Raw genomic sequence first — 19394 nt, 5'->3', positions numbered from 1 at the left:
GATGACCGACTCCAGCCATTTGGCAGACCATTATCAGCGCGCCCTGCGCGCTGATGAGGTATTGGCGCAGATTGATAGCCACTACCCCGCAGGCCCCACGCTGCATCAACTGGCTCCCTTGGATCAGCTGCATATTGGCGGTGTAGCGGCTTCCACAAGGCTGCTGAAACGGCTCAATCCTGACACCCACGGTAAGGTGCTGGATATTGGCGCTGGGCTGGGCGGGCTAATGCGCCAGGGTGCTTCACTTGGTTTTCAAATGACGGGGCTGGATATCACCCACGGTTTTAGTGCGCTCAATAAATCGCTGAGCTTACGGGTCAGTCAGCCAGACTCCCCACCGCTTGCCTGGGTAACGGGCGATGCTAGCGCTCTGCCCTTTGCGGATAATAGCTTTGATGCTGTGCTGTTTCAGCACAGTCTAATGAATATGCCCGATGTTCCCGTGGTAATCGCTGAAAGCCACCGTGTTCTACGCCCAGGCGGGCAGATAGTGATGCACGAAGTCGTCAGCGGCCCCAGCGTGACACAACTTCGCTACCCAGTGCCTTGGGCAGCCTCCGCCAAGCACTCCCATCTACTTACCTTGGTTGAGCTGACTGGATTGCTGAAAATGGGCGGCTTTCAACTTGAACACGTGGACGACTGGAGCGAAATGGCCTTGGCGTGGCGCCAGCGGCAACGTCAAAAAGAGCAAGCGCCACACCAAGCGGTGCTGTCCCCCCAGTGGGTATTTGGCGAGCGCTTTATCACTATGGGTAAAAATTTAGTCGATAACCTAGCCCAGGGCGCAATTAAAGTGGTGGAAATCCAAGCCAGTTGCTAACCTGAATAGAATTGCTTTTTCCTCTCTACCCATGGCTATACAACAATATTTGGGTATGAACCGATAGGTGTACGAGAAATGCCAATCAAACGCTTGGCAAGCACCCTGATCTGCTGCTCTGTTCCCTGGTTTAGCAGCTATGCCGACGACACTCCGCCGGTGATGGCCTATACCGCCCCCAATAGCGAGCTCATGCAGCTGGATAACGGCGTTATCTTAGAAGGCAGCGATCTCCAAAGCCTTGATAACTATACCAGCGGTTTTCGTGTAACCGCAGGCTACAGCCCCTGGCGCCTCCCCCAAATCGATATTGGCGCTGAAATTGCCTACCGGGAAAGCGACGAAATCTCCACTTCTTCCGATGTTAATCCGCTCATCATGGATACACTCAGTTTAGGTGGCGCCATCGTTGCCGGAGTTCGCATGGGTGCTTTCAGCATCTATGCGAAGTCCGGCATCACAGAATGGCGCGGTGAAAGCGACCTGGAAGGCGCCGATGAAAGCGGTACCGCATTGCTGCAAGGTTTCGGCGCCACGGTAACGATTAACCGACTCGTCAGCCGCCTAGAGTACGAACGCATCGACGCCCCAACCCTCAGCCACCTCAATATGCTAAGCGCCTCGCTGCATCTTCCTTTTTAAACTGCATCGCGATGTTGGTCTGGCGGTGTCCAAATAGGCACATCTTCCTGTTGGGGCTCTGGCCAATCCTGCTGCATTGCGCTGTTCAACGACTCTTCCAGCTTCATAAACAGCTCACCGTAGCGTGGGCTGAAGCTAATGCCCTCTTCGATCTCTTTCCAGGCCTCAAACAGTTCATCCTCATGGGCATCTTCGTTCTGTACAAAGGCCCAGGTCATCTGCTTAGCTCGCATGGGGTGCACGCCCATGGCAGTCAGTGCGTGTCCGCCCAGTTCCAGCGCTGAATGATAGGTTTCACTGATAACGTCGTCGGCACCCGCGTCACGTAGCTGATAGCCATGCCCACGGTCGAATGCACGGGCCAGCACCCACACTTGGGGGTAGGCATGCTTTACATGCTTAACCATCTGCACGGCACGCTCACGGTCGTCTAACGCGATAACCAGTAATCGGGCGTGCTCGATCCCTGCGGTCTCTAGCAAGTCGGAGCGACTGGCATCGCCAAAGTAGCTTTTGATGTTAATTTTGCGCAGGTTCTCGATCTGCTCAATCTCCAGATCCAGCGCCACGATGGGGATATTATTGGCGCGCAGCAAGCGGCAGATAATTTGTCCAAACCGCCCTACCCCCGCAACGATCACCGGTGCCTGCTCCTCAATAGCATCGGCTTCGCGATCATCGTTTTTAGCGATAAGGTAGCGCGGTAGCACCAGCCGGTCATAGGCAATAAATAGCAACGGCGTTAAGAACATCGATAGCGCCACCACCAGTGAGAGAATCTGGGAGGTGTCAGTAGGAATTACGTTGTTTTGGACACTGTAGGTTAGCAGCACAAAGCCGAATTCACCGGCTTGGGCAAGGCTTAAAGTAAACAGCCAGCCGTTGCTACCATGCACTCGAAATAGCAGCGCCAAGCCCAGCAGAATCACTCCTTTGACAACGATAACCGCCACGCCTAGCGATAGCACCGTGCCCCATTCTGCGGCTAACACCGAGAAGTTGATGCCCGCCCCTACGGTAATAAAGAACAGCCCCAGGAGTAGCCCTTTGAAGGGCTCAATATTGGCTTCCAGCTCGTGCTTAAATTCACTGTTGGCGAGCACCACCCCCGCCAGAAAAGCGCCCAGGGCGGGAGATAAATTAACCACACTCATCAGAGCGGCAATGCCAATCACCAGCATCAACGCGGTGGCGGTAAATACTTCACGCAGGCCAGAGCCAATCACATAGCGAAACAACAGCGGCATCAAATAGTAGCCAGCGGCAATAACGCTTGCGATCGCTGCGACGACCACTAAGGCGTGCGCCCAGCCGGGCAAGTGCGCTACCAGGCTTAAGCTGGCGTGGCCATCATCACCGCCCGCCCCCATCAACTCAGGCAGCGCCAGCAGCGGGATCAGCGCCAGCATGGGGATCACCGCAATATCCTGAAACAGCAACACAGAGAAAGCGCTGCGACCACCCTCCGTTTTGGCGAGCCCCTTTTCATTGAGTGTTTGCAGCACAATCGCCGTGGAGGAGAGCGCAAAAATCAGCCCCACCGCCAGGGCGGTTTGCCACACAAGCCCCAGCCACCAGGCAATAGCGGTGCCAGCAGCGGCGGTTAGCACAACCTGAAGCCCACCCAGACCAATCAGCCGAACCCGCATGGCCCACAGCCCCTTGGGATCAAGCTCCATGCCGACCAAAAACAGCATCATCACCACGCCAAACTCGGCAAAGTGCTGAATGGTGGTGGTCTCCTGCCCTACCAGCCCCAGGATCGGGCCAATCACTACCCCGGCGACCAAGTATCCCAGTACCGACCCCAGGCCAAAACGCTTGGCAAGAGGTACCGCGATCACCGCGGCAACAAGATAGATAAAGGCTTGAATGAAATAACTGGTCATCGGGTTTCCTTAAAATGACAGGCGCTGCTTGACATCCCAGAGCAATCAGGTAGCGTACTAGTACGTTAGTACATCAATAATTACTCGGTAGCGAACTATGCCTTCAAACGGCCACTATCAGGCTGAGCTAATCGACCACCTACTCTCCATTGATTCACCTGAAGCAATGGATCGAGCGCTGGCGAGCCTGCTAACGCCAGCAGAGTACCAAGAAATCAGTAAACGCCTACAAATTTTTAAGCTGCTGCGTGAAGGCGTGCCCCACCGCAAAATTGCCGAAACCCTGGGTGTGGGCATCGCTACGGTTTCACGGGGTTCCCGCGCGCTGACCACCTTACCCTCTTCAAGCCCTTCTTCACGGAATGATGCATCATGACCACTGCCAATACACATGCCTCATCAGGCCCGCAGCCTTTTACGCTGCCGCGCAAACCTCACTATGTAACCTTGGCGGCGGACTGCGACTTCTTTGCCCTGTTTCAGAAAATCGAGCGTTGGTTTGATACCTGTTACATGCTTGAGTCTCTGGGTGAAGATAGCCACATGGCGCGCCACTCGATTATCGGCTTCGATCCCGAGTACACGCTCTATGCCAACGGCAACACGCTGACCATTGAAGAACGTGACGGCCATGCCAACCACTACACTAGCGACAACCCCTACGAACTGCTGCGCAGCCTGATCCCGCAGAATATTATTTCCCGCAAGTACGCTGGCGGGCTAAGCGGCTATCTTGGCTATGACGCCATGCAGTACTTCGAGCCATCGCTTACCTTAAAAGCCAGCGATGATTTCGATACCTTCCGCTTTGGGCTCTACAAAGATGGCCTGATTCTCGACAAGATGACCGGGGAAGTCACCTACTTCTACTACGACAACAGCCGCTATGACTTTCTGCAGACGCTGATCAATGCAGACGACGAGCCAGCAGGCCCGCTGCAAATCACCGCGCTGGGCGACACCATGAGCCAGGCAGAGCACGCCGAGGCGGTGGCCAAGGTGAAGCAGGATATTATCGACGGTAAGGTGTTCCAGTGTGAAGTCGGCTTTAAAAAGCGTTTTAGTATCAAAGGCGATACCTTGGCGCTGTATGACCAGCTACGCACCATTAACCCCTCGCCGCAGATGTACTACGTCAAATTTGGTGAACAGAAGCTGATTGGCGCCAGCCCCGAGCTTCTGTTCCGGCTGCGCCAAGGGGAAATGGAAACCTTCCCTCTGGCGGGCACCACGCTGCGTGGCCAAACGCCCCAGGAGGATACCCAGCTCGCCCGCGCGCTGCTCAACGACCCTAAAGAGATCGCCGAGCACAACATGATTGTGGATCTGCACCGCAACGATATTGGCCGGGTAGCGCAGTTTGGTACGGTGAAAGTGCGCAGCTTGATGGATATCAAACGCTTTAGCCATGTTCAGCATATCTCTAGCGAGATCGTCGGCATTATCGCCGAAGGCGAAGATATGTTTACCGCGCTGGCCAGCAACTTCCCAGCGGGCACACTCACCGGCGCACCCAAAATCGAGGCGATGAAGATTATCGACGATCTTGAAACCGACGGCCGCGGCCCCTACGGCGGCGCAGTGGGCCAGTTCTCGTTTAACGGCGACTGCACCTTTGCGATTCCCATTCGTACGGTATTCGTGAATGGCGAGCGCGCCTATGTGCAAACCTGTGGCGGCAATGTGTTTGATAGTAACGCCGCCGATGAGTATGAAGAGATTCGCCGCAAGTTTGCCGGTACGCGCAAAGCCCTAGCCCCCTTTATGGAGACGGACATGGAGAGCCCAGCATGAAGGTACTTATTATCGATAATTACGACTCCTTCACCTATAACCTCTATCAGTTTATTGGTGAGATTCTAACCACAGAGAAGAATCGCGGCGGGCTGGCCAATTTTGAAATTATCGTTAAGCGCAATAATCAGATCGATTTCAACGCCATCGAAGCCATGGCACCGGATCGTATTATCATCTCCCCCGGCCCCGGCTCGCCGGATGACCCGCGCTACTTTGGTGTGTGCGCTGAAGTGATCGAGAAACTGGGCAAGACTACCCCGCTGCTGGGAGTGTGCCTGGGTATGCAGGGCATTGTGCATGTATTTGGCGGCAAGGTGGTGAAAGCGCCGCTGCCGATGCATGGCAAGATCAGCCCGATCAACCACAATAACGCCTCGGTGTTTAACGGCGTGCCCGACCAGCTTGAAGTAATGCGCTACCACTCGCTAATTGCCGATGCGACCACCCTGCCCGAGTGCCTGGAAGTGACCGCCACCGTAGGCGCACTTGCAGCCGATAGCTTTGAGCAGCGCAGCCGCTGGCAGGCATTGGGTGAATTCGAACTAATGGGGGTTAAGCATAGGGAGTACCCGATTCACGGGATCCAGTTCCACCCGGAATCGTTTGCCACCGAAGGTGGTAAAGAGCTAATCGCTAATTTTCTTTTTGCGCCCGACGATCACGCCACAGCGTAGGCACCCAGCATAGGGTGGCTAAATGAGACTCAATGAAACCATTAGCCACCCTGCGCAGGCCAGATTTACGACAACCGTCAGCCAGAACGTAACTTGAAAGGTGGTTTTCTGGGTTTTATGTCTCAGCTGCTGTTGGGCCAGTAGCGCACCCGGCCAGCCACCCACTACCCCAAGCAGATGTAGCGACTTCTCACTCACCCGACGGCGGTTTTTAATCGCCGCCTTTTTATCGATAGCGTAAGTGATATAAGCGATAACGCTTACTACAGCGTAAAAGGCGACGAATGGAATCACAGTGAAGACTCTTGAAGGTTTAGGAGCTACTTGCGTCGCTGAGAAGGTTTGCCGCCCACCGCCGGCTTACCGCGGCCTTTACCAACAGGCTTACCTTTAGCACCAGGCTTGCTTTTAACACCGGGCTTACTTTTAACACCAGGCTTACCGGGGGCTTTACCGCCCTTGGGATGCGGCTTACCTGGCGCGCTGCCATTCGGGCCGGTACCTGTTTTTCCACTGACTTTTCCGCTGGCGGCTTTTTTACCTTTGGGAAGCGGTTTAGCCCCGGCGGCCTTGGCACCAGCCGACTTCGCGCCCGCTTTGGCCGGGCGCCCTTTCGCGGAAGGCTTTCCTGCGCCTGAGCTGTAGTTGGGTCTTTCCGGCTTAGCTTTACTTTTCTTCTCGGGTGACGCCTCTGAGCGTTCGGTCAGGGCGATAATAGTATCGATCTCTTTAGGCGTGAGATCGCGCCAGTCGCCCAGGGCCAAGCCTTTGAGGGATACATTCATAATACGCGTGCGAATAAGCTGGGTAACCTCGTAGCCGAAGTATTCGCACATACGGCGAATTTGCCGATTGAGCCCCTGCACCAGGGTAATGGTGAATACAAAGGTGGACTCTTTTTGTACCTTGCAGCGCTTGGTCACCTTGCCAAGAATCGGCACGCCACTCTGCATGCCCTCGATAAACTCGTCGGTGATCGGCTTGTTCACCGTCACCTGGTACTCTTTTTCGTGGTTGTTATTGGCGCGCAGAATCTTATTAACCAGATCGCCGTTATTGGTTAAGAAAATCAGCCCCTGGGAGTCTTTATCGAGCCGCCCAATGGGGAAAATACGCACGCCATGCTTCACAAACTCAACGATATTGTCCTTTTCGCTGGATTCGGTGGTGCTAACAATGCCCACCGGTTTGTTCAGCGCGATCAGCACCAGATCCTCCTCTTCCTGAGGCTCGATCTCCTGACCGTTTACTTTAACCAAGTCCCCTGCCACCACTTGATCACCGGTGGTCGCGCGGCGACCGTTTATCCACACGTTGCCCTGCTCCACAAAGCGGTCGGCTTCACGGCGAGAGCACATCCCACTCTCGCTAATATATTTATTGATACGGGTAGATTTTCGAAACGACATAAAACGCCACGTGGCTAAAAGAGGATAAGCAAACAGTTAAAAAGAGGAGCCGGGCTCCTTTAAGAAGGCCAACTCCTCGTCGGTAGAGGCCCGCCCCAACAAGACGTTGCGGTGCGGGTAACGACCAAAGCGATCAATAATCGCTTTGTGGCGCACTTCAAAGTCGTAGTTATTCTCTAACCCCGGCTGGTCAAACAGCTGCATCGCCAGCTCATGAATGGCCACGGATTCGCTATGCATATAGGGCATATACAGAAACGCCCGTTGTACACTGGTCAGCTCTGCGTCTGACCCTGCGCCTACTGCCTCTTGCGCTAGCGCCAGCGCTAAGGGATCAGTGGCAAAAGCACGAGCGTCATCGCGGTGGATATTGCGCGAGAACTGATCCAGCACAATGATCTCCGCAAGCCGCCCTTGAGCCGTTTGACGCCAAGCGTAACATTCACACCGCGCGGCTTGGGCATGCAGTGCGCCAAACCGCTGCGAGATTGTACGATCCAACTCAGCGTCTTTTTTAAACCACTGAGCAGGCGTCAACGCCTCAAACCAAAAGTCGATTACCGCTTGAGCATCTGAGGACATTGACACCTCCCTGTTGCAGTAGAACGTTGTAGTAGAACGTTACGGTTAAAAATCACGGTAAAAAATCGTGTTAAAACAGCCTAGCCGGTGTTGCGCAGACCTGCTGCTATGCCCGCCATAGTGACCATCAACGCCCGGGAAAGATCGGCGCTGATCGCCCCATCGGCATCGCGATTACGCTGCAGCAGCTCCGCCTGCAAACCGTGCAGCGGATCGATGTAGGGATTGCGAACATCGATCGCCTGGCGAATCAGCGGCGTGTTCTCCAGAAGCTTCTCCTGCTGCAAGATATCCAGCACGGACTCTTCCAAGCGCCCAAAGCGTTCACGCAATTTTTTACCTAGTGCCTTCAGCGATGGCTCGTCCACCAAGCGGTGCTCGTAGTAGGCAGCAATGGCGACATCAGCTTTGGCCAGCAGCATCTCCAGCATGTCCAGGTAGGTGCCGAAGAACGGCCACTCATTGCGCATCTCTTGCAGCACATCGCGACCGCCGGGCTGCTCTAAACGCCGCGAGAAGGCTTCGCCGCTACCTAGCCATGCGGGTAGCATCAGGCGAATCTGTGTCCAGGCGAAAATCCATGGAATGGCGCGCAGGGTTTCCACCCCGCCATCCTGGCGCCGCTTGGTGGGGCGTGAGCCCAACGGCAGCCTGCCCAATGCGCCTTCTGGTGTGACCGCGCGGAAATAAGGCACGAAGTCCGGATCTTCACGCACCACGCCCACATAGGCACCATGCGCTACCTTGGCAAGCTGATCCATCTCTTCACGCCAATGCGGTTCCGGCGCACGCGGTGGCAACAGCGTGGCTTCCAGCACTGCACAGGCATAGATCTCCATGGAGCGCAGGGCAATATCGGGTTGGCCAAACTTGAAGCGAATCATCTCGCCCTGCTCGGTCACCCGCAGGCTGCCGTTTACCGAGCCTGGAGGCTGAGAAAGTATCGCCGCGTGGGCTGGGCCGCCACCACGGCCAACGGTGCCGCCGCGACCGTGGAACAGGGTTAAATCGACGCCGTGCCGGTTACACACATTCACCAGCGACTCTTGAGCACGGTACTGTGCCCAGGCAGCGGCCAACTGGCCAGCATCTTTTGCCGAATCAGAGTAGCCAATCATGACCTCCTGACGGTCATCGATCAGCGAGCGGTAGCCCGGTATCGCCAGCAGCTGATCCACCACATCGCCTGCGTGATCCAGGTCGTTAAGGGTTTCAAACAGCGGTGCGATAGGTAGCGTTACCTGCCCCCCGACCTCTTTCATCAGCAGTGCCACGGTGAGCACGTCAGAAGGCTCAGCGGCCATGGAAATAATGTACGTCCCCAGCGCTTCGGAATGCTCTTGGGCGATAACTTTAAACGTATCCAGCACTTCGCGGGACTCGGCAGAGCACTCCCAGCGGCGCGGAATCAGCGGGCGTCGGGAGGCCAGCTCCTCAAGCAGAAATTCCTGCCGTTTGGTTTCGTCCCACTCCTGGTAGTGGCCCAGGCCCAGGGCGCTTGTCAGCTCTTCTATGACCTGGGCATGGCGACTGGCTTCCTGACGTAGGTCGAGCTTGGTCAGCGTCACGCCAAACACCGCTACGCGGCGGAGCGTATCCAGCAGCGCGCCGTTGGCGATGGTATCGAGGCCCACATCACACAGCGAGCGGTAGCAGGCGAGCAGCGGTGAGTAGAGCTGATCGCGGGTTTCAATAATCGGCCCGCCATCATAGTTATTGCCCTCCAGCTCGGCCTTGGCCCAATCTCGCGTTGATTCCATCTTCGCCAGCAGGCGTTTCAACACTTCGCGGTACGGCTCGGCTACATCACCCGCCTCGGCTTTGAGCGCGCTATTGGCCTTCCACATGGAGAGTTCGGTTTTGAGCTGTTCAAGATCGCGCAAATAGAGGTCGGCGGCCATCCAGCGGCCAAGCAGCAACACTTCACGGGTCACTCGGGCGGTCACGTTGGGGTTACCGTCCCGGTCGCCGCCCATCCAAGAGGCGTAACGTATCGGCGCGGCGTCCAGGGGCAGGCGTTCACCGGCGGTATCCAGCAGCAGGTTATCCAAATCTCTATGGAAATCTGGCACTGCCTGCCACAGGGAGTTTTCAATTACCGCAAAGCCCCACTTGGCTTCATCCACCGGGGTGGGCCGCTCGTGGCGAATCTCGTCGGTGTGCCACGCCTGGCTAATCAGCTCCTCCAGGCGGCCCTGGGCACGGGTGCCACGCTCCGGGTAATCTTCGGAGCTCTCAATGGCGGTTAAGCACTCATCGATAGCGTCATATTTTTGAATCAAGGTGCGGCGAATAACTTCGGTGGGATGCGCGGTGAGTACCAGCTCAACGCGCATGTTGGCGAGGGTCTCGACCAGTTTGCGCGGTGAGTTGCCCGCCTGCTCGGCACGCTGCAGCAGCTCCCCCAGTACCGGCTGGGAGCCGGGCTTGTAGTCCTCGACCCGGCGAAAGCGCGCCCGATAGTGCTGTTCGGCAATGTTTGCGAGGTTTAAGAACTGGTTAAACGCCCGAGTGACCGGCAGCAGATCCTGCTCGGGCAGCTCACGCAGGTACTCGATCAATTCGCGCTGCTGCAGTGAATCGCCTTGCCGCCCGCGCTTGGCATGGGCGCGAATGGTTTCAATTTTATCGACAAATGCTTGGCCCAAATCGTCGGCAATGGTTCGCCCCAGGCTGTCGCCCAGAATACGTACGTTATCGCGCAAAGATTCGTGTAGGTCGTGACTCATTGGCATGGCCTCCTTGCAGGGGTCGCATCATTATTAGATCAGGAATGGGTAGATTGTTTTTCTTCTGCTTTGGCTGCCTGCCAGTGGGCTTCCATCTCGTCTAGGGAAGCCTCTATTAATGGCCGCTGGGCAGCGCTCAGCTCGCGCTCGACAAAACGAAAACGGCGCTCGAACTTGGCATTGGTAGCGCGCAGGCACTGTTCAGGGTCGGCATTCAGCGTACGGGCAAGGTTGGTGACTGCAAATAGCAGATCGCCGACTTCTTCCTGGGCGTGCTGTTGATCACCGGCGGCGAGCGCCTCTTCTACTTCCGCCAGCTCTTCACGAATTTTAGCCACCACGCCGCGGGCATCGGGCCAATCGAAGCCTACCCGAGCTGCGCGCTTGGACAGCTTGGCAGCGCGGCTAAGGGCCGGCAACGTGCGCGGCACATCGTCTAGCACAGAGGGCTGCTCTACGGCTCTCTCGGCACGCTTCCTTTTCTCACGTTCTTCGGCCTTCAATGACTCCCAGCGGCTGTTGACCTGCTGAGTTTGCACCTCTTCAGCACTCACGCCTGGCGGGCGGCGGGAAGCCAGGGTGCCCTCCGGAAATACGTGGGGATGGCGGCGCAGCATTTTAGCGGTCAGCGTATCGACGATATCGGCAAAGTCGAAGCGCTGCTCTTCCACGCCGAACTGGGCGTAGTAGACCACTTGAAAGAGCAGATCGCCCAGCTCGCCGGGCAGTTCGTCAAAAGCGCGCCGCTCAATGGCATCGGCGACCTCGTAGGCTTCTTCCAGGGTATGGGGCACAATGCTGTCCCAATCCTGCTGGAGATCCCAGGGGCAGCCCTGCTCCCGGTCGCGCAGCACCTGCATCAGAGTCAGCAGATCATCGATACCATGGCGCATTATGCTCCTCCCTTGCGAACTTGTTGATCCGGGTCGGCGTTGCGCAAACGGCGCACTTCGGTAACGTTGGGCAACTGCTGGATACGCGAGAACAACCGTCCCAGGGATTCAAGCCCGTCGACTTCCAGAGTAATACGCAGCCGGGCAATGCCTTCATCGGTGTCGGTGAGCGTGTTCACTGCAAGCACGTTGACTTTTTCATTACCCAGCAGGCCCGTAACATCGCGCAACAGCCCGGAGCGATCCCAGGCCTGAATCTCAATGGTCACCGGATAGCGGGTTTGGGCGCGCTCGCCCCACTCCACTTCGATAATGCGCTGGGGTTCGTCCAGGCGCAATTGCAGAATATTACTGCAGTCCTGGCGGTGAACGGTGACGCCACGCCCTTGAGTAATAAAGCCGATAATCGGCTCGCCGGGCACCGGTCGACAGCAGTTGGCCATACTGGTTTTCAGGTTGCCGACGCCGAGCACCGTGATATCGCTCTTGGTGGCTTTGCTGGATTGGCGTTTAGGCTTAGCGAGCAGGCGATCGAGCTGCTCTTGGTCGTCGGTTTCACCAAACAGCTGCTGGGCCTGGTGCAGCACCTGACCGATACGCAGGTCACCAGCGCCAATGGCCGCGTACATATCCTCGGCGTTTTGGTAGTTGACGGCTTTGGCCAGCTTGGGCAGGTCGAGCCCCTCGACATCCAGGCGGCGCATTTCACGGTCAAACAGCACGCGCCCCTCGTCCAGGTTTTGATCCCGGGCCTGATGTTTGAACCACGCTTGGATTTTAGCCCGCGCCCGGGAAGTACGCACATAGCCCAGGCTGGGGTTTAACCAATCGCGGCTTGGCCCACCCTTGGTGGCGGTAAGAATTTCTATCTGCTGGCCGGTCTTTAACTTGTAGGTGAGCGGCACAATGCGCCCATTAATCTTGGCGCCTCGGCAGCGGTGACCAATTTCGGTATGCACCCGGTAGGCGAAATCGATTGGTGTGGCGATCCGCGGCAGATCAATCACGTGACCGTCGGGGGTAAATACGTAGATACGATCAGGCGCTACATCGCTGGAGAGCCCTTCGCGCAGATCGCCAAAGCCACCCACTTCGTCCTGCCACTCCAGTACCTGACGCAGCCAGGCAATTTTCTCTTCGTAGCTACGGCTTTTGGCGTTGGTATCGTGGCCTTTATAACGCCAGTGGGCACACACTCCCAGCTCCGCTTCGTCGTGCATAGCGAAGGTGCGAATCTGGATTTCGAGCACCTTGTTTTCCGGCCCCATCACGGCGGTATGCAGCGACTGATAGCCGTTCTTTTTGGGGTTGGCGATATAGTCGTCAAACTCATTCGGCACGTGGTGCCAACGCGAGTGAATAATCCCCAGCACGGTGTAACAGTCCGCCACTTCCGGCACCAGGATACGCACCGCACGCACGTCATGAACTTGCGAAAAATCGATCCGCTTACGCTTCATTTTGCGCCAGATCGAGTAAATGTGCTTGGCCCGCCCATCCACGTCGTAGCGGTGAATATGCTGGGCTTCCATCAAGCCTTTGATGGTTTCGACCACATCGTGGATATAGCGGTCACGGTCAAGACGCTTCTCCGCCAGCAGCTTGGCAATCGCCTTGTAGTCATCTTCATGCAGGTAACGAAAAGAGAGGTCTTCCAGCTCCCATTTAAGTTGCCCAACGCCGAGGCGATGGGCCAACGGCGCGTAAATATCGGCGACTTCCCGGGCAACCTGTAAGCATTTCTCCAATGGCGCATCTTTTACTTGGCGCAGCGCACAGGTACGTTCGGCAATTTTGATCAACGCCACGCGTACATCACTGACCATATTGACCAGCATTTTGCGCAGGTTTTCCTGCTGATTGTGTTGGCCCATGCCATGGTCAGGCGCCAGCGGGTAGCTGATCGCGGCCATTTGCAGCACCCCATCAATCAGGCTGGCCACTTCTTCGCCAAAGCGCTTTGTCACGGACTCAAGGCTCAGCAACCCTTCCCGCACCGCGCGGTAGAGAACTGCGGCCTCAAGCGTGGCTTGATCTAGCTTTAACTCGCCAAGTATATCGGCCATTTCCAGACCCATGCGGAAACTCGAGCCTGGCGATAGCCATACGCGATGGGTGCGCGGGGCCTCAAGCTCCAGCTTCTCGGCGAGTTCACAGGCGTCAACTAAACGCTCTGGCTCACGTAGGCGCACATCCTCCTGCAGGCGCGTTAACCATTGTTGTATGTCCACCGTTCCGCTCGCGGTTAGCGGCTGGTCTTCACGCACTTTCACCATGACAATTACTCATCCTTTCAGGGAGACGGTCTCTACACGGCCGTCACCGTGGCTTGATGCGATGGGAAATATCTAGTCCCTGTACTCAAACAGCATCAGCGTTTCCATATGTGCAGTGTGAAGGAACATATCCGCCACTGCTACTTGCTTGACCTGGTACCCCGCATGCACAAGGTGTGCCGCATCCCGGGCAAGCGTCGCCGGATCACAGGAAATATAGACCACCCTGGGCACTGGGTGGTGTGCCAACGCCTGACAAATGACTTCGGCACCGCTACGCGGCGGATCGAGCACCAGCGCATCGCTATCACCATGTACAGTTAATAGCTCATTAACGCCGGCAGCGTGGCTTAAATCGGCCTGCTGACCGCTGACCATCAACTGATTGCGCTTAGCGTTAATCGCAATGCGTGCCACCATGGCGGGGTTGCCTTCCACCGCATGAACCTCAGCACCCGCTGCCGCTATGGGTAGGCTGAAATTACCGATACCGGCAAACAGATCAAGTAGTTTTTGCCCTGGCTTAGGCGCTAGCCACTGAATGACCTGGGCGACCATTTGCTGATTAACCTGGGCGTTGACCTGTAAAAAATCTCCCGGTGCAAAACTTAAGCTAAGCGGTGGCTGACCATCCACCGCTAGCGACTCTTCAAACGCTGGCACTGCGCCATGCCAGTGCAGTGTGGGTGTTTCGCGCCCCAACCAGGTGCCTAGCGCCACTCCCTGCTGCTGTGAAAAGGCTTGCCAGCGATCGGCGTCCCCAGCGTGCTCTTTTAACTGACGAACCAGCACGACCTGCGCGGTTGCTGTTGCCAATAATTCGATGTGCCCTACCTGGCGCGGCGCCTCTAACGTATTCAGCAGCTCACGCAAAGGAGTTACCAGACGCTGTAAGGCATCAACCAATACCAGGCAGCGTTCAATATCCACCAGGCGATGACTATGGGCGGCACGAAAACCCAGGCGGGTATTGCCTTGGCTATCGACTTTGACCCCCAGCCGCGCACGACGACGGTAGCCTTGGTCGTCACCCTGAATTGAGCCGATCTCGCTTAACGTGATGCCCTGGCGCGCAAACAGGTCGCGCACTACCTCGCGCTTATGATCGCGCTGAGCATCGACGTTTAAATGCTGCAGATCACACCCACCGCAGTGACCAAAATGCGGGCAAGGCGGCGTTACGCGCTGCTCAGATGTGGTTAGCAGTGACTTGATATGCGCTTCGTCAAAGCGTTTACGGGTGAGATGAATGGCCACTTCGACCTGTTCACCAGGCAGCGCCTGATCGACAAAGACCGTTTTACCGTTGGCCGAATGGGCCACGCCACGCCCATCATGAGCCAAACGTTCAATGACCAGCGGCGATGCGTCCTCTACAGCGGTATGCGGAGCCTTGCCGCCCGGCGAGCGCGCCAGCCCAGAATGACCTGATGCGGGCCTGGGCGGCCGCCGTTTTCCCAACATGGCCATGGTTATACTCCTGGGGCAAATAGGCCAGTAGAGAGATAGCGATCACCACGGTCACAGACGATAAACACAATCACCGCATTTTCGGTTTGCTCCGCAATGCGTAGCGCGCCAGCAAGGCTGCCACCCGATGAAACCCCGGCCAAAATGCCCTCTTCACGAGCCAGACGGCGCATGTGCTCTTCGGCTTCCTGCTGGCCTATATCCAGAGTGACATCCACCCGCGGCGCTTCAAAAATAGCGGGTAAGTACGCTTGTGGCCAACGCCGTATGCCGGGAATACTGGCGCCATCAGCGGGCTGTAAACCGACAATTTGAATGGCTGGGTTTTGCTCTTTCAAATAGCGCGACACGCCCATGATGGTTCCCGTCGTCCCCATGGAACTGACGAAGTGTGTCACCTCGCCGCCGGTTTGTTGCCACACCTCAGGGCCGGTAGTGCGATAGTGCGCTAACGGATTGTCAGGGTTGGCAAACTGGTTAAGTGGCTTGCCTTCGCCCCGAGCGATCATGCCATCCGCGATATCCCGGGCCTCCTCCATGCCACCCGCTTTGCTGGCAGAAATTAATTTAGCGCCATAGGCGGCCATCGCCTGCTTACGCTCATCCGAAGCGTTTTCAGGCATTACCAGCACCATCTGGTAGCCTTTAATCGCCGCTGCCATGGCGAGCGCGATACCGGTATTGCCTGAGGTTGCCTCAATCAGCGTATCGCCGGGGGTAATATCACCCCTGGCTTCAGCTTCATGGATCATGGAGAGCGCCGGGCGGTCTTTGACCGAGCCAGCGGGGTTATTGCCTTCGAGCTTAGCCAATAGAGTGTTGTTTCGCCCAGCGCTAATACGCTTCAGGCGTACCAGGGGCGTGTTGCCAACCACATCTTCTAGCGTGGGGTAGCCCTTGAGATTGCCCTTAAGATCGTTCATGAATGTTCCTCATCGTCACCGTTATGCTGCATTATATCGGTGCTGCCTCAGGCTGGACAGGCAACCTCATTGAATCAACGAGCTCTTTTCATGTCTTTGAACACCCGTCTTCTATTTGCCTTACTCGGTTTTCCTCTACTGGTATACGCCATGATGGCCGTACTACTGGTCATACAGAGTGACACGCAAGCGCGTACGGCACAGCAAGCGCACTTGGAAAGTGCCGCCGAGTTGTTGGCCCCAAGCCTTGCTGAGGCGGTTGCAACGGATGATGCTGGCCGAATGGAGGTCTTGGCGCGCCAACTCCTCAATATGCGTGGACTGCGCTCGGTTGTGCTATTTAATCAACAAGGCACTCGTCTCTTACAACTGGGTCAATCCAACGCTCCTCTGCTCGATGCCCCCGCTGATCAGCAACTCATCATGGAGGAAGATACTTGGCGGCTGCGTTTGCCACTCAATGCTTCTCAGCTCAATGCAAACCAGACCAGCACAAGCCAAGCCATTCCAGACCAGGTTCGACCAAGCAATAGTAGTGTTGGCTGGTTAGACATCGAGATGGGCACCCAGGCGCTAACCCTAGGACGCTATAAGTTGATTGCCAGCCTCAGCTTAGGCGGCATGTTACTTGGCCTGCTGCTGTTTTTAATCGCTTTCGCCATCAGCCGCTATACCACTCGCCCTATTGAAGAAGCCAACCAAGCGCTTTATCGCCTATCCCGCGGTGACTACCGACTGCGTTTGGCGACCTCTAATGCGACAGAACTTCACCACCTGAGTCGCCATATTAACGCCCTGGCCGAGCACTTCCAGCAGGCTCAGCGGGATATGCAAACACAAATCGAGCAGGCCACCAGCGAGCTCCAAGAGTCCATGGAAACCATTGAAGAGCAGAATATCAAGCTCGATTTGGCACACCGCAGCGCGCTGAGAGCTAACGCCGTAAAGTCTGAATTTCTGGCCAACATGAGCCATGAGATACGCACACCGCTCAACGGGATTATCGGCTTCTGTCGATTACTGAGTCGCTCGTCACTGGATACACGCCAGCAGGAGTGGCTGCAGCATGTGCATCGCGCTTGCGACAATCTGCTTATGCTGGTTAATGACGTACTCGACTTTTCCAAGCTTGAAGCTAATCGCCTCACCCTAGAAGAAGCGGATATCGACATTGTCGCACTGGTTGACGAAGTGGTAGGGCTGCATGCCCCAGAAGCACAACGCAAGCATCTGCATTTGGTGGCCATGGTGTATGACGACGTACCGACACCGCTGACCGGCGACCCGCTGCGTATTCATCAGGTCTTGAATAACTTAATTGGCAATGCGCTCAAATTCACCCATGAAGGCGAAGTGATCGTGCGCGTCATGCTGGATAACCTTGAAGGCCAGCACGTGGTGCTCAATCTCAGCGTCAGCGACACGGGTATTGGCCTAAGCGACGCCCACAAGGAAGCGCTATTCAGCGCTTTTTCTCAAGCAGAACCCAGCCATTCGCGGCAATTTGGTGGCAGCGGCCTTGGGCTTACCATTTGCCGACAACTGATTGAGCGCATGGGTGGGGAGATTGACGTGGAAAGCGAGCTGGGTAAAGGCACCACCTTCTCTTTTACGCTGCCCATGCTTGCTCATAAGGCTATCGAACGACCGCCAGAAATTAGTCTGGCCAATCCGACTATTCGCTTATATGAGACTCACGCGCCCACCCGTCATGTGCTCGAGCATTTACTGCAGCGCTGGGAAGCACAACCCATCGCTTTTGATGCCCCTGAGCCAGCTGGACTGATGATCTTAGGCTTGGAACACAGCGACTTTAGCTCCGAGTGGCATTCACACTGGCAAGAGGTGATTGATCAAGCAACCTGCCCTACATTGATTTTAGCCAATGGCAACAGTTTTGACCTGCCGGCGCTGCACTTAACCCATGGCGGTGAGATCCTCTACAAACCTTTTTCCCGCGCTCAGCTGGTGGCGTCGCTTAAGCAACTGCTACTACCTGCACTGATGCCGAATAAAAGCGACCAGGAACCACTAGCGCTAACAGCGGCTCCCCAGCCGTTAAAACTATTGATCGTCGACGATAATGCGCCGAACCGAGAACTTCTCAAAAGCATGCTTGAAGATCCAACACTGCATGTCATTACGCTAGAAAGCGGCCACCAGGCGCTCGAATTCGCACGCACTAGTAACGTTGACATGGTGCTAATGGACATTCGTATGCCGGGGATGGATGGCGTGCAGACCACCCAGGCGCTGCGCCGAGTCAGTAGCACCTGGGCCCGCTGCCCCATTATTGCTGTTACCGCCCACGTGCTCACCAGCGAGCGCCAGCAGTGGCTTGCGGAGGGCTTAGATGACGTGCTGATAAAACCGATTGATGAGGCTCAGCTAGATCAGCTGCTGAATCGTTTTTTGGGGGTTACCCATCGGCTGACCGCCAACAGCGCCACAACGTCCTATTTACAGCGCGATAGCAACACCAATAAGCAACCCTTCAGCCACGCCGCCCCCGCCACACTTCCCGTCGTTGATCTTGAGATTGGCGCACGTCTAGCGGGGGGTAAAGAGTACCTGGCGCGGGAGCAGTTAAAACGCCTGATCGATAGTTTGGATGAGAGTGAGCAGCATATGCGTGCGGCTTTTGCCCAGCAAAATTTACCCACGCTGCTTGATTGGGTACATGGTCTCAATGGCGCCAGCCGCTACTGCGGTGCGCCTGAGTTGGCCTTGCTGGTAGAAACCCTGGAAACGCGCCTACGCACCAGCGGCTTAGACCATGTTGAAGGGCTACTGGACGACCTCTACCGGGCAATGGCACGGCTACGTGCACACCGCCCGCTACTGCTTAGGCATTAAACATATCAAGCAAAACGAAACGTTAGCCTGGGGGTTCACGCTCTAATACAACAAACGCCACCGCGTACTCGGCTTCATCGCTCAGAGTCACGTGGCTGTTGGTGACGCCTGCAGCTCGCAAGAGCCGTTCGGCTTCGCCGTTAAGCAGGAAATAGGGCTTGCCCAAGGCATCGTTTAGCACCTGAATATCGCGCCACTGCATACCTTCGCGCAGCCCCAGCCCCAACGCTTTGACAAACGCCTCTTTGGCAGCAAAACGCTTAGCCAGAAACGCTGTAGGCTGGGATTTTTGCAGCCAAAGCGCGTGTTCGTCGGGGCCTAAGATACGCTGGGCAAAGCGCGGGCCGTGCCGCTGCATGGCTCGAACAAAACGCTCAACACGGGCAATATCCGAGCCAATTCCCACAATCATCGTCTAAAAAAACCTC

The 19394-nt window shown here is 56.2% G+C and carries 16 protein-coding genes; 6 read left to right on the top strand and 10 right to left on the bottom strand.

Annotation, left to right across the window (positions count from 1 at the left end; all coding sequences use genetic code 11):
• Window position 1 precedes the first annotated feature (1 nt).
• Together SR894_RS07965 and SR894_RS07960 are read left to right on the top strand one after the other, a co-directional pair.
• Entirely contained in the window at window positions 2-826 is an 825-nt protein-coding gene (locus tag SR894_RS07965) for a class I SAM-dependent methyltransferase (RefSeq protein WP_133730549.1), read from the top strand.
• A gap of 78 nt (window positions 827-904) precedes the next feature.
• Window positions 905-1468 (top strand): porin family protein, encoded by a 564-nt coding sequence (locus tag SR894_RS07960; protein ID WP_133730548.1) that lies wholly within the window; start codon window positions 905-907, stop codon window positions 1466-1468.
• Here the strand turns inward: SR894_RS07960 and SR894_RS07955 are convergent.
• Entirely contained in the window at window positions 1465-3357 is a 1893-nt protein-coding gene (locus SR894_RS07955) for a monovalent cation:proton antiporter-2 (CPA2) family protein (protein ID WP_133730547.1), read from the bottom strand. The genes SR894_RS07960 and SR894_RS07955 overlap by 4 nt on opposite strands.
• 97 nt (window positions 3358-3454) lie before the next feature.
• Between SR894_RS07955 and SR894_RS07950 the strand changes: the two genes are divergently transcribed.
• Genes SR894_RS07950 through SR894_RS07940 form a run of 3 tightly spaced genes read left to right on the top strand, consistent with a single transcriptional unit; the run spans window position 3455 to window position 5828 of the window.
• Window positions 3455-3733 carry a Trp family transcriptional regulator gene (locus SR894_RS07950; protein WP_027959142.1) on the top strand — a complete coding sequence of 93 codons (279 nt, stop codon included), beginning with the start codon at window positions 3455-3457 and terminating at the stop codon, window positions 3731-3733.
• Window positions 3730-5151: an anthranilate synthase component I family protein gene (locus SR894_RS07945; RefSeq protein WP_133730546.1), complete on the top strand. Its 1422-nt coding sequence runs from the start codon at window positions 3730-3732 to the stop codon at window positions 5149-5151. Before SR894_RS07950 ends, SR894_RS07945 begins: the two co-directional genes overlap by 4 nt.
• Window positions 5148-5828 carry an anthranilate synthase component II gene (locus SR894_RS07940; protein ID WP_133730545.1) on the top strand — a complete coding sequence of 227 codons (681 nt, stop codon included), beginning with the start codon at window positions 5148-5150 and terminating at the stop codon, window positions 5826-5828. The genes SR894_RS07945 and SR894_RS07940 overlap by 4 nt, the downstream gene beginning before the upstream one ends.
• Before the next feature lie 18 nt (window positions 5829-5846).
• Here SR894_RS07940 and SR894_RS07935 read toward each other — a convergent pair whose 3' ends face one another.
• The 8 genes from SR894_RS07935 to cysM all read right to left on the bottom strand — a co-directional run bounded on the left by SR894_RS07935 (window position 5847) and on the right by cysM (window position 16110).
• Window positions 5847-6122: a DUF1294 domain-containing protein gene (locus SR894_RS07935; RefSeq protein WP_133730544.1), complete on the bottom strand. Its 276-nt coding sequence runs from the start codon at window positions 6120-6122 to the stop codon at window positions 5847-5849.
• Between the two features lie 26 nt (window positions 6123-6148).
• On the bottom strand, window positions 6149-7237 hold the full coding sequence (gene rluF / locus SR894_RS07930) for a 23S rRNA pseudouridine(2604) synthase RluF (RefSeq protein WP_223288867.1): 1089 nt from the start codon (window positions 7235-7237) through the stop codon (window positions 6149-6151).
• Window positions 7238-7273: 36 nt separating this feature from the next.
• The gene (locus tag SR894_RS07925) at window positions 7274-7819 is read right to left on the bottom strand and encodes a DUF924 family protein (RefSeq protein WP_133730542.1); all 546 of its coding nucleotides are present in this window, start codon (window positions 7817-7819) and stop codon (window positions 7274-7276) included.
• An 80-nt stretch (window positions 7820-7899) separates the two neighbouring features.
• Complete coding sequence (ppc, locus tag SR894_RS07920; protein WP_133730541.1) at window positions 7900-10548, bottom strand: phosphoenolpyruvate carboxylase; 2649 nt, start codon at window positions 10546-10548, stop codon at window positions 7900-7902.
• A gap of 38 nt (window positions 10549-10586) precedes the next feature.
• Window positions 10587-11441 carry a nucleoside triphosphate pyrophosphohydrolase gene (gene mazG / locus SR894_RS07915; protein WP_133730540.1) on the bottom strand — a complete coding sequence of 285 codons (855 nt, stop codon included), beginning with the start codon at window positions 11439-11441 and terminating at the stop codon, window positions 10587-10589.
• Window positions 11441-13717: a GTP diphosphokinase gene (relA, locus tag SR894_RS07910; RefSeq protein ID WP_133730539.1), complete on the bottom strand. Its 2277-nt coding sequence runs from the start codon at window positions 13715-13717 to the stop codon at window positions 11441-11443. The genes mazG and relA overlap by 1 nt, the downstream gene beginning before the upstream one ends.
• 72 nt (window positions 13718-13789) lie before the next feature.
• Window positions 13790-15187 carry a TRAM domain-containing protein gene (locus SR894_RS07905; protein WP_133730538.1) on the bottom strand — a complete coding sequence of 466 codons (1398 nt, stop codon included), beginning with the start codon at window positions 15185-15187 and terminating at the stop codon, window positions 13790-13792.
• Between the two features lie 2 nt (window positions 15188-15189).
• Window positions 15190-16110 carry a cysteine synthase CysM gene (gene cysM, locus SR894_RS07900; RefSeq protein ID WP_133730537.1) on the bottom strand — a complete coding sequence of 307 codons (921 nt, stop codon included), beginning with the start codon at window positions 16108-16110 and terminating at the stop codon, window positions 15190-15192.
• Window positions 16111-16200: 90 nt separating this feature from the next.
• Between cysM and SR894_RS07895 the strand changes: the two genes are divergently transcribed.
• The gene (locus tag SR894_RS07895; RefSeq protein ID WP_133730536.1) at window positions 16201-18966 is read left to right on the top strand and encodes an ATP-binding protein; all 2766 of its coding nucleotides are present in this window, start codon (window positions 16201-16203) and stop codon (window positions 18964-18966) included.
• 22 nt (window positions 18967-18988) lie between these two features.
• On the opposite strand, the gene acpS is transcribed toward SR894_RS07895, so the two are convergent.
• Window positions 18989-19378 carry a holo-ACP synthase gene (gene acpS, locus SR894_RS07890; protein WP_133730535.1) on the bottom strand — a complete coding sequence of 130 codons (390 nt, stop codon included), beginning with the start codon at window positions 19376-19378 and terminating at the stop codon, window positions 18989-18991.
• Between the last annotated feature and the right edge of the window lie 16 nt (window positions 19379-19394).

The sequence above is a fragment of the Vreelandella neptunia genome, from assembly GCF_034479615.1.
GTDB lineage: Bacteria > Pseudomonadota > Gammaproteobacteria > Pseudomonadales > Halomonadaceae > Vreelandella > Vreelandella neptunia.
Note: the sequence above shows the minus strand (reverse complement) of the source record. Positions and strands in the feature narration are given on the sequence as shown.

Excerpts from the sequence above, each read along its gene's own strand:
- rluF (WP_223288867.1), bottom strand. The coding sequence starts at position 7,237 with ATGTCGTTTCGAAAATCTACCCGTATCAATAAATATATTAGCGAGAGT.
- SR894_RS07905 (WP_133730538.1), bottom strand. The coding sequence starts at position 15,187 with ATGGCCATGTTGGGAAAACGGCGGCCGCCCAGGCCCGCATCAGGTCAT.
- SR894_RS07950 (WP_027959142.1), top strand. The coding sequence starts at position 3,455 with ATGCCTTCAAACGGCCACTATCAGGCTGAGCTAATCGACCACCTACTC.
- SR894_RS07955 (WP_133730547.1), bottom strand. The coding sequence starts at position 3,357 with ATGACCAGTTATTTCATTCAAGCCTTTATCTATCTTGTTGCCGCGGTG.
- SR894_RS07940 (WP_133730545.1), top strand. The coding sequence starts at position 5,148 with ATGAAGGTACTTATTATCGATAATTACGACTCCTTCACCTATAACCTC.
- acpS (WP_133730535.1), bottom strand. The coding sequence starts at position 19,378 with ATGATTGTGGGAATTGGCTCGGATATTGCCCGTGTTGAGCGTTTTGTT.
- SR894_RS07925 (WP_133730542.1), bottom strand. The coding sequence starts at position 7,819 with ATGTCCTCAGATGCTCAAGCGGTAATCGACTTTTGGTTTGAGGCGTTG.
- SR894_RS07945 (WP_133730546.1), top strand. The coding sequence starts at position 3,730 with ATGACCACTGCCAATACACATGCCTCATCAGGCCCGCAGCCTTTTACG.
- relA (WP_133730539.1), bottom strand. The coding sequence starts at position 13,717 with ATGGTGAAAGTGCGTGAAGACCAGCCGCTAACCGCGAGCGGAACGGTG.
- SR894_RS07965 (WP_133730549.1), top strand. The coding sequence starts at position 2 with ATGACCGACTCCAGCCATTTGGCAGACCATTATCAGCGCGCCCTGCGC.
- SR894_RS07895 (WP_133730536.1), top strand. The coding sequence starts at position 16,201 with ATGTCTTTGAACACCCGTCTTCTATTTGCCTTACTCGGTTTTCCTCTA.
- SR894_RS07960 (WP_133730548.1), top strand. The coding sequence starts at position 905 with ATGCCAATCAAACGCTTGGCAAGCACCCTGATCTGCTGCTCTGTTCCC.
- cysM (WP_133730537.1), bottom strand. The coding sequence starts at position 16,110 with ATGAACGATCTTAAGGGCAATCTCAAGGGCTACCCCACGCTAGAAGAT.
- ppc (WP_133730541.1), bottom strand. The coding sequence starts at position 10,548 with ATGAGTCACGACCTACACGAATCTTTGCGCGATAACGTACGTATTCTG.
- mazG (WP_133730540.1), bottom strand. The coding sequence starts at position 11,441 with ATGCGCCATGGTATCGATGATCTGCTGACTCTGATGCAGGTGCTGCGC.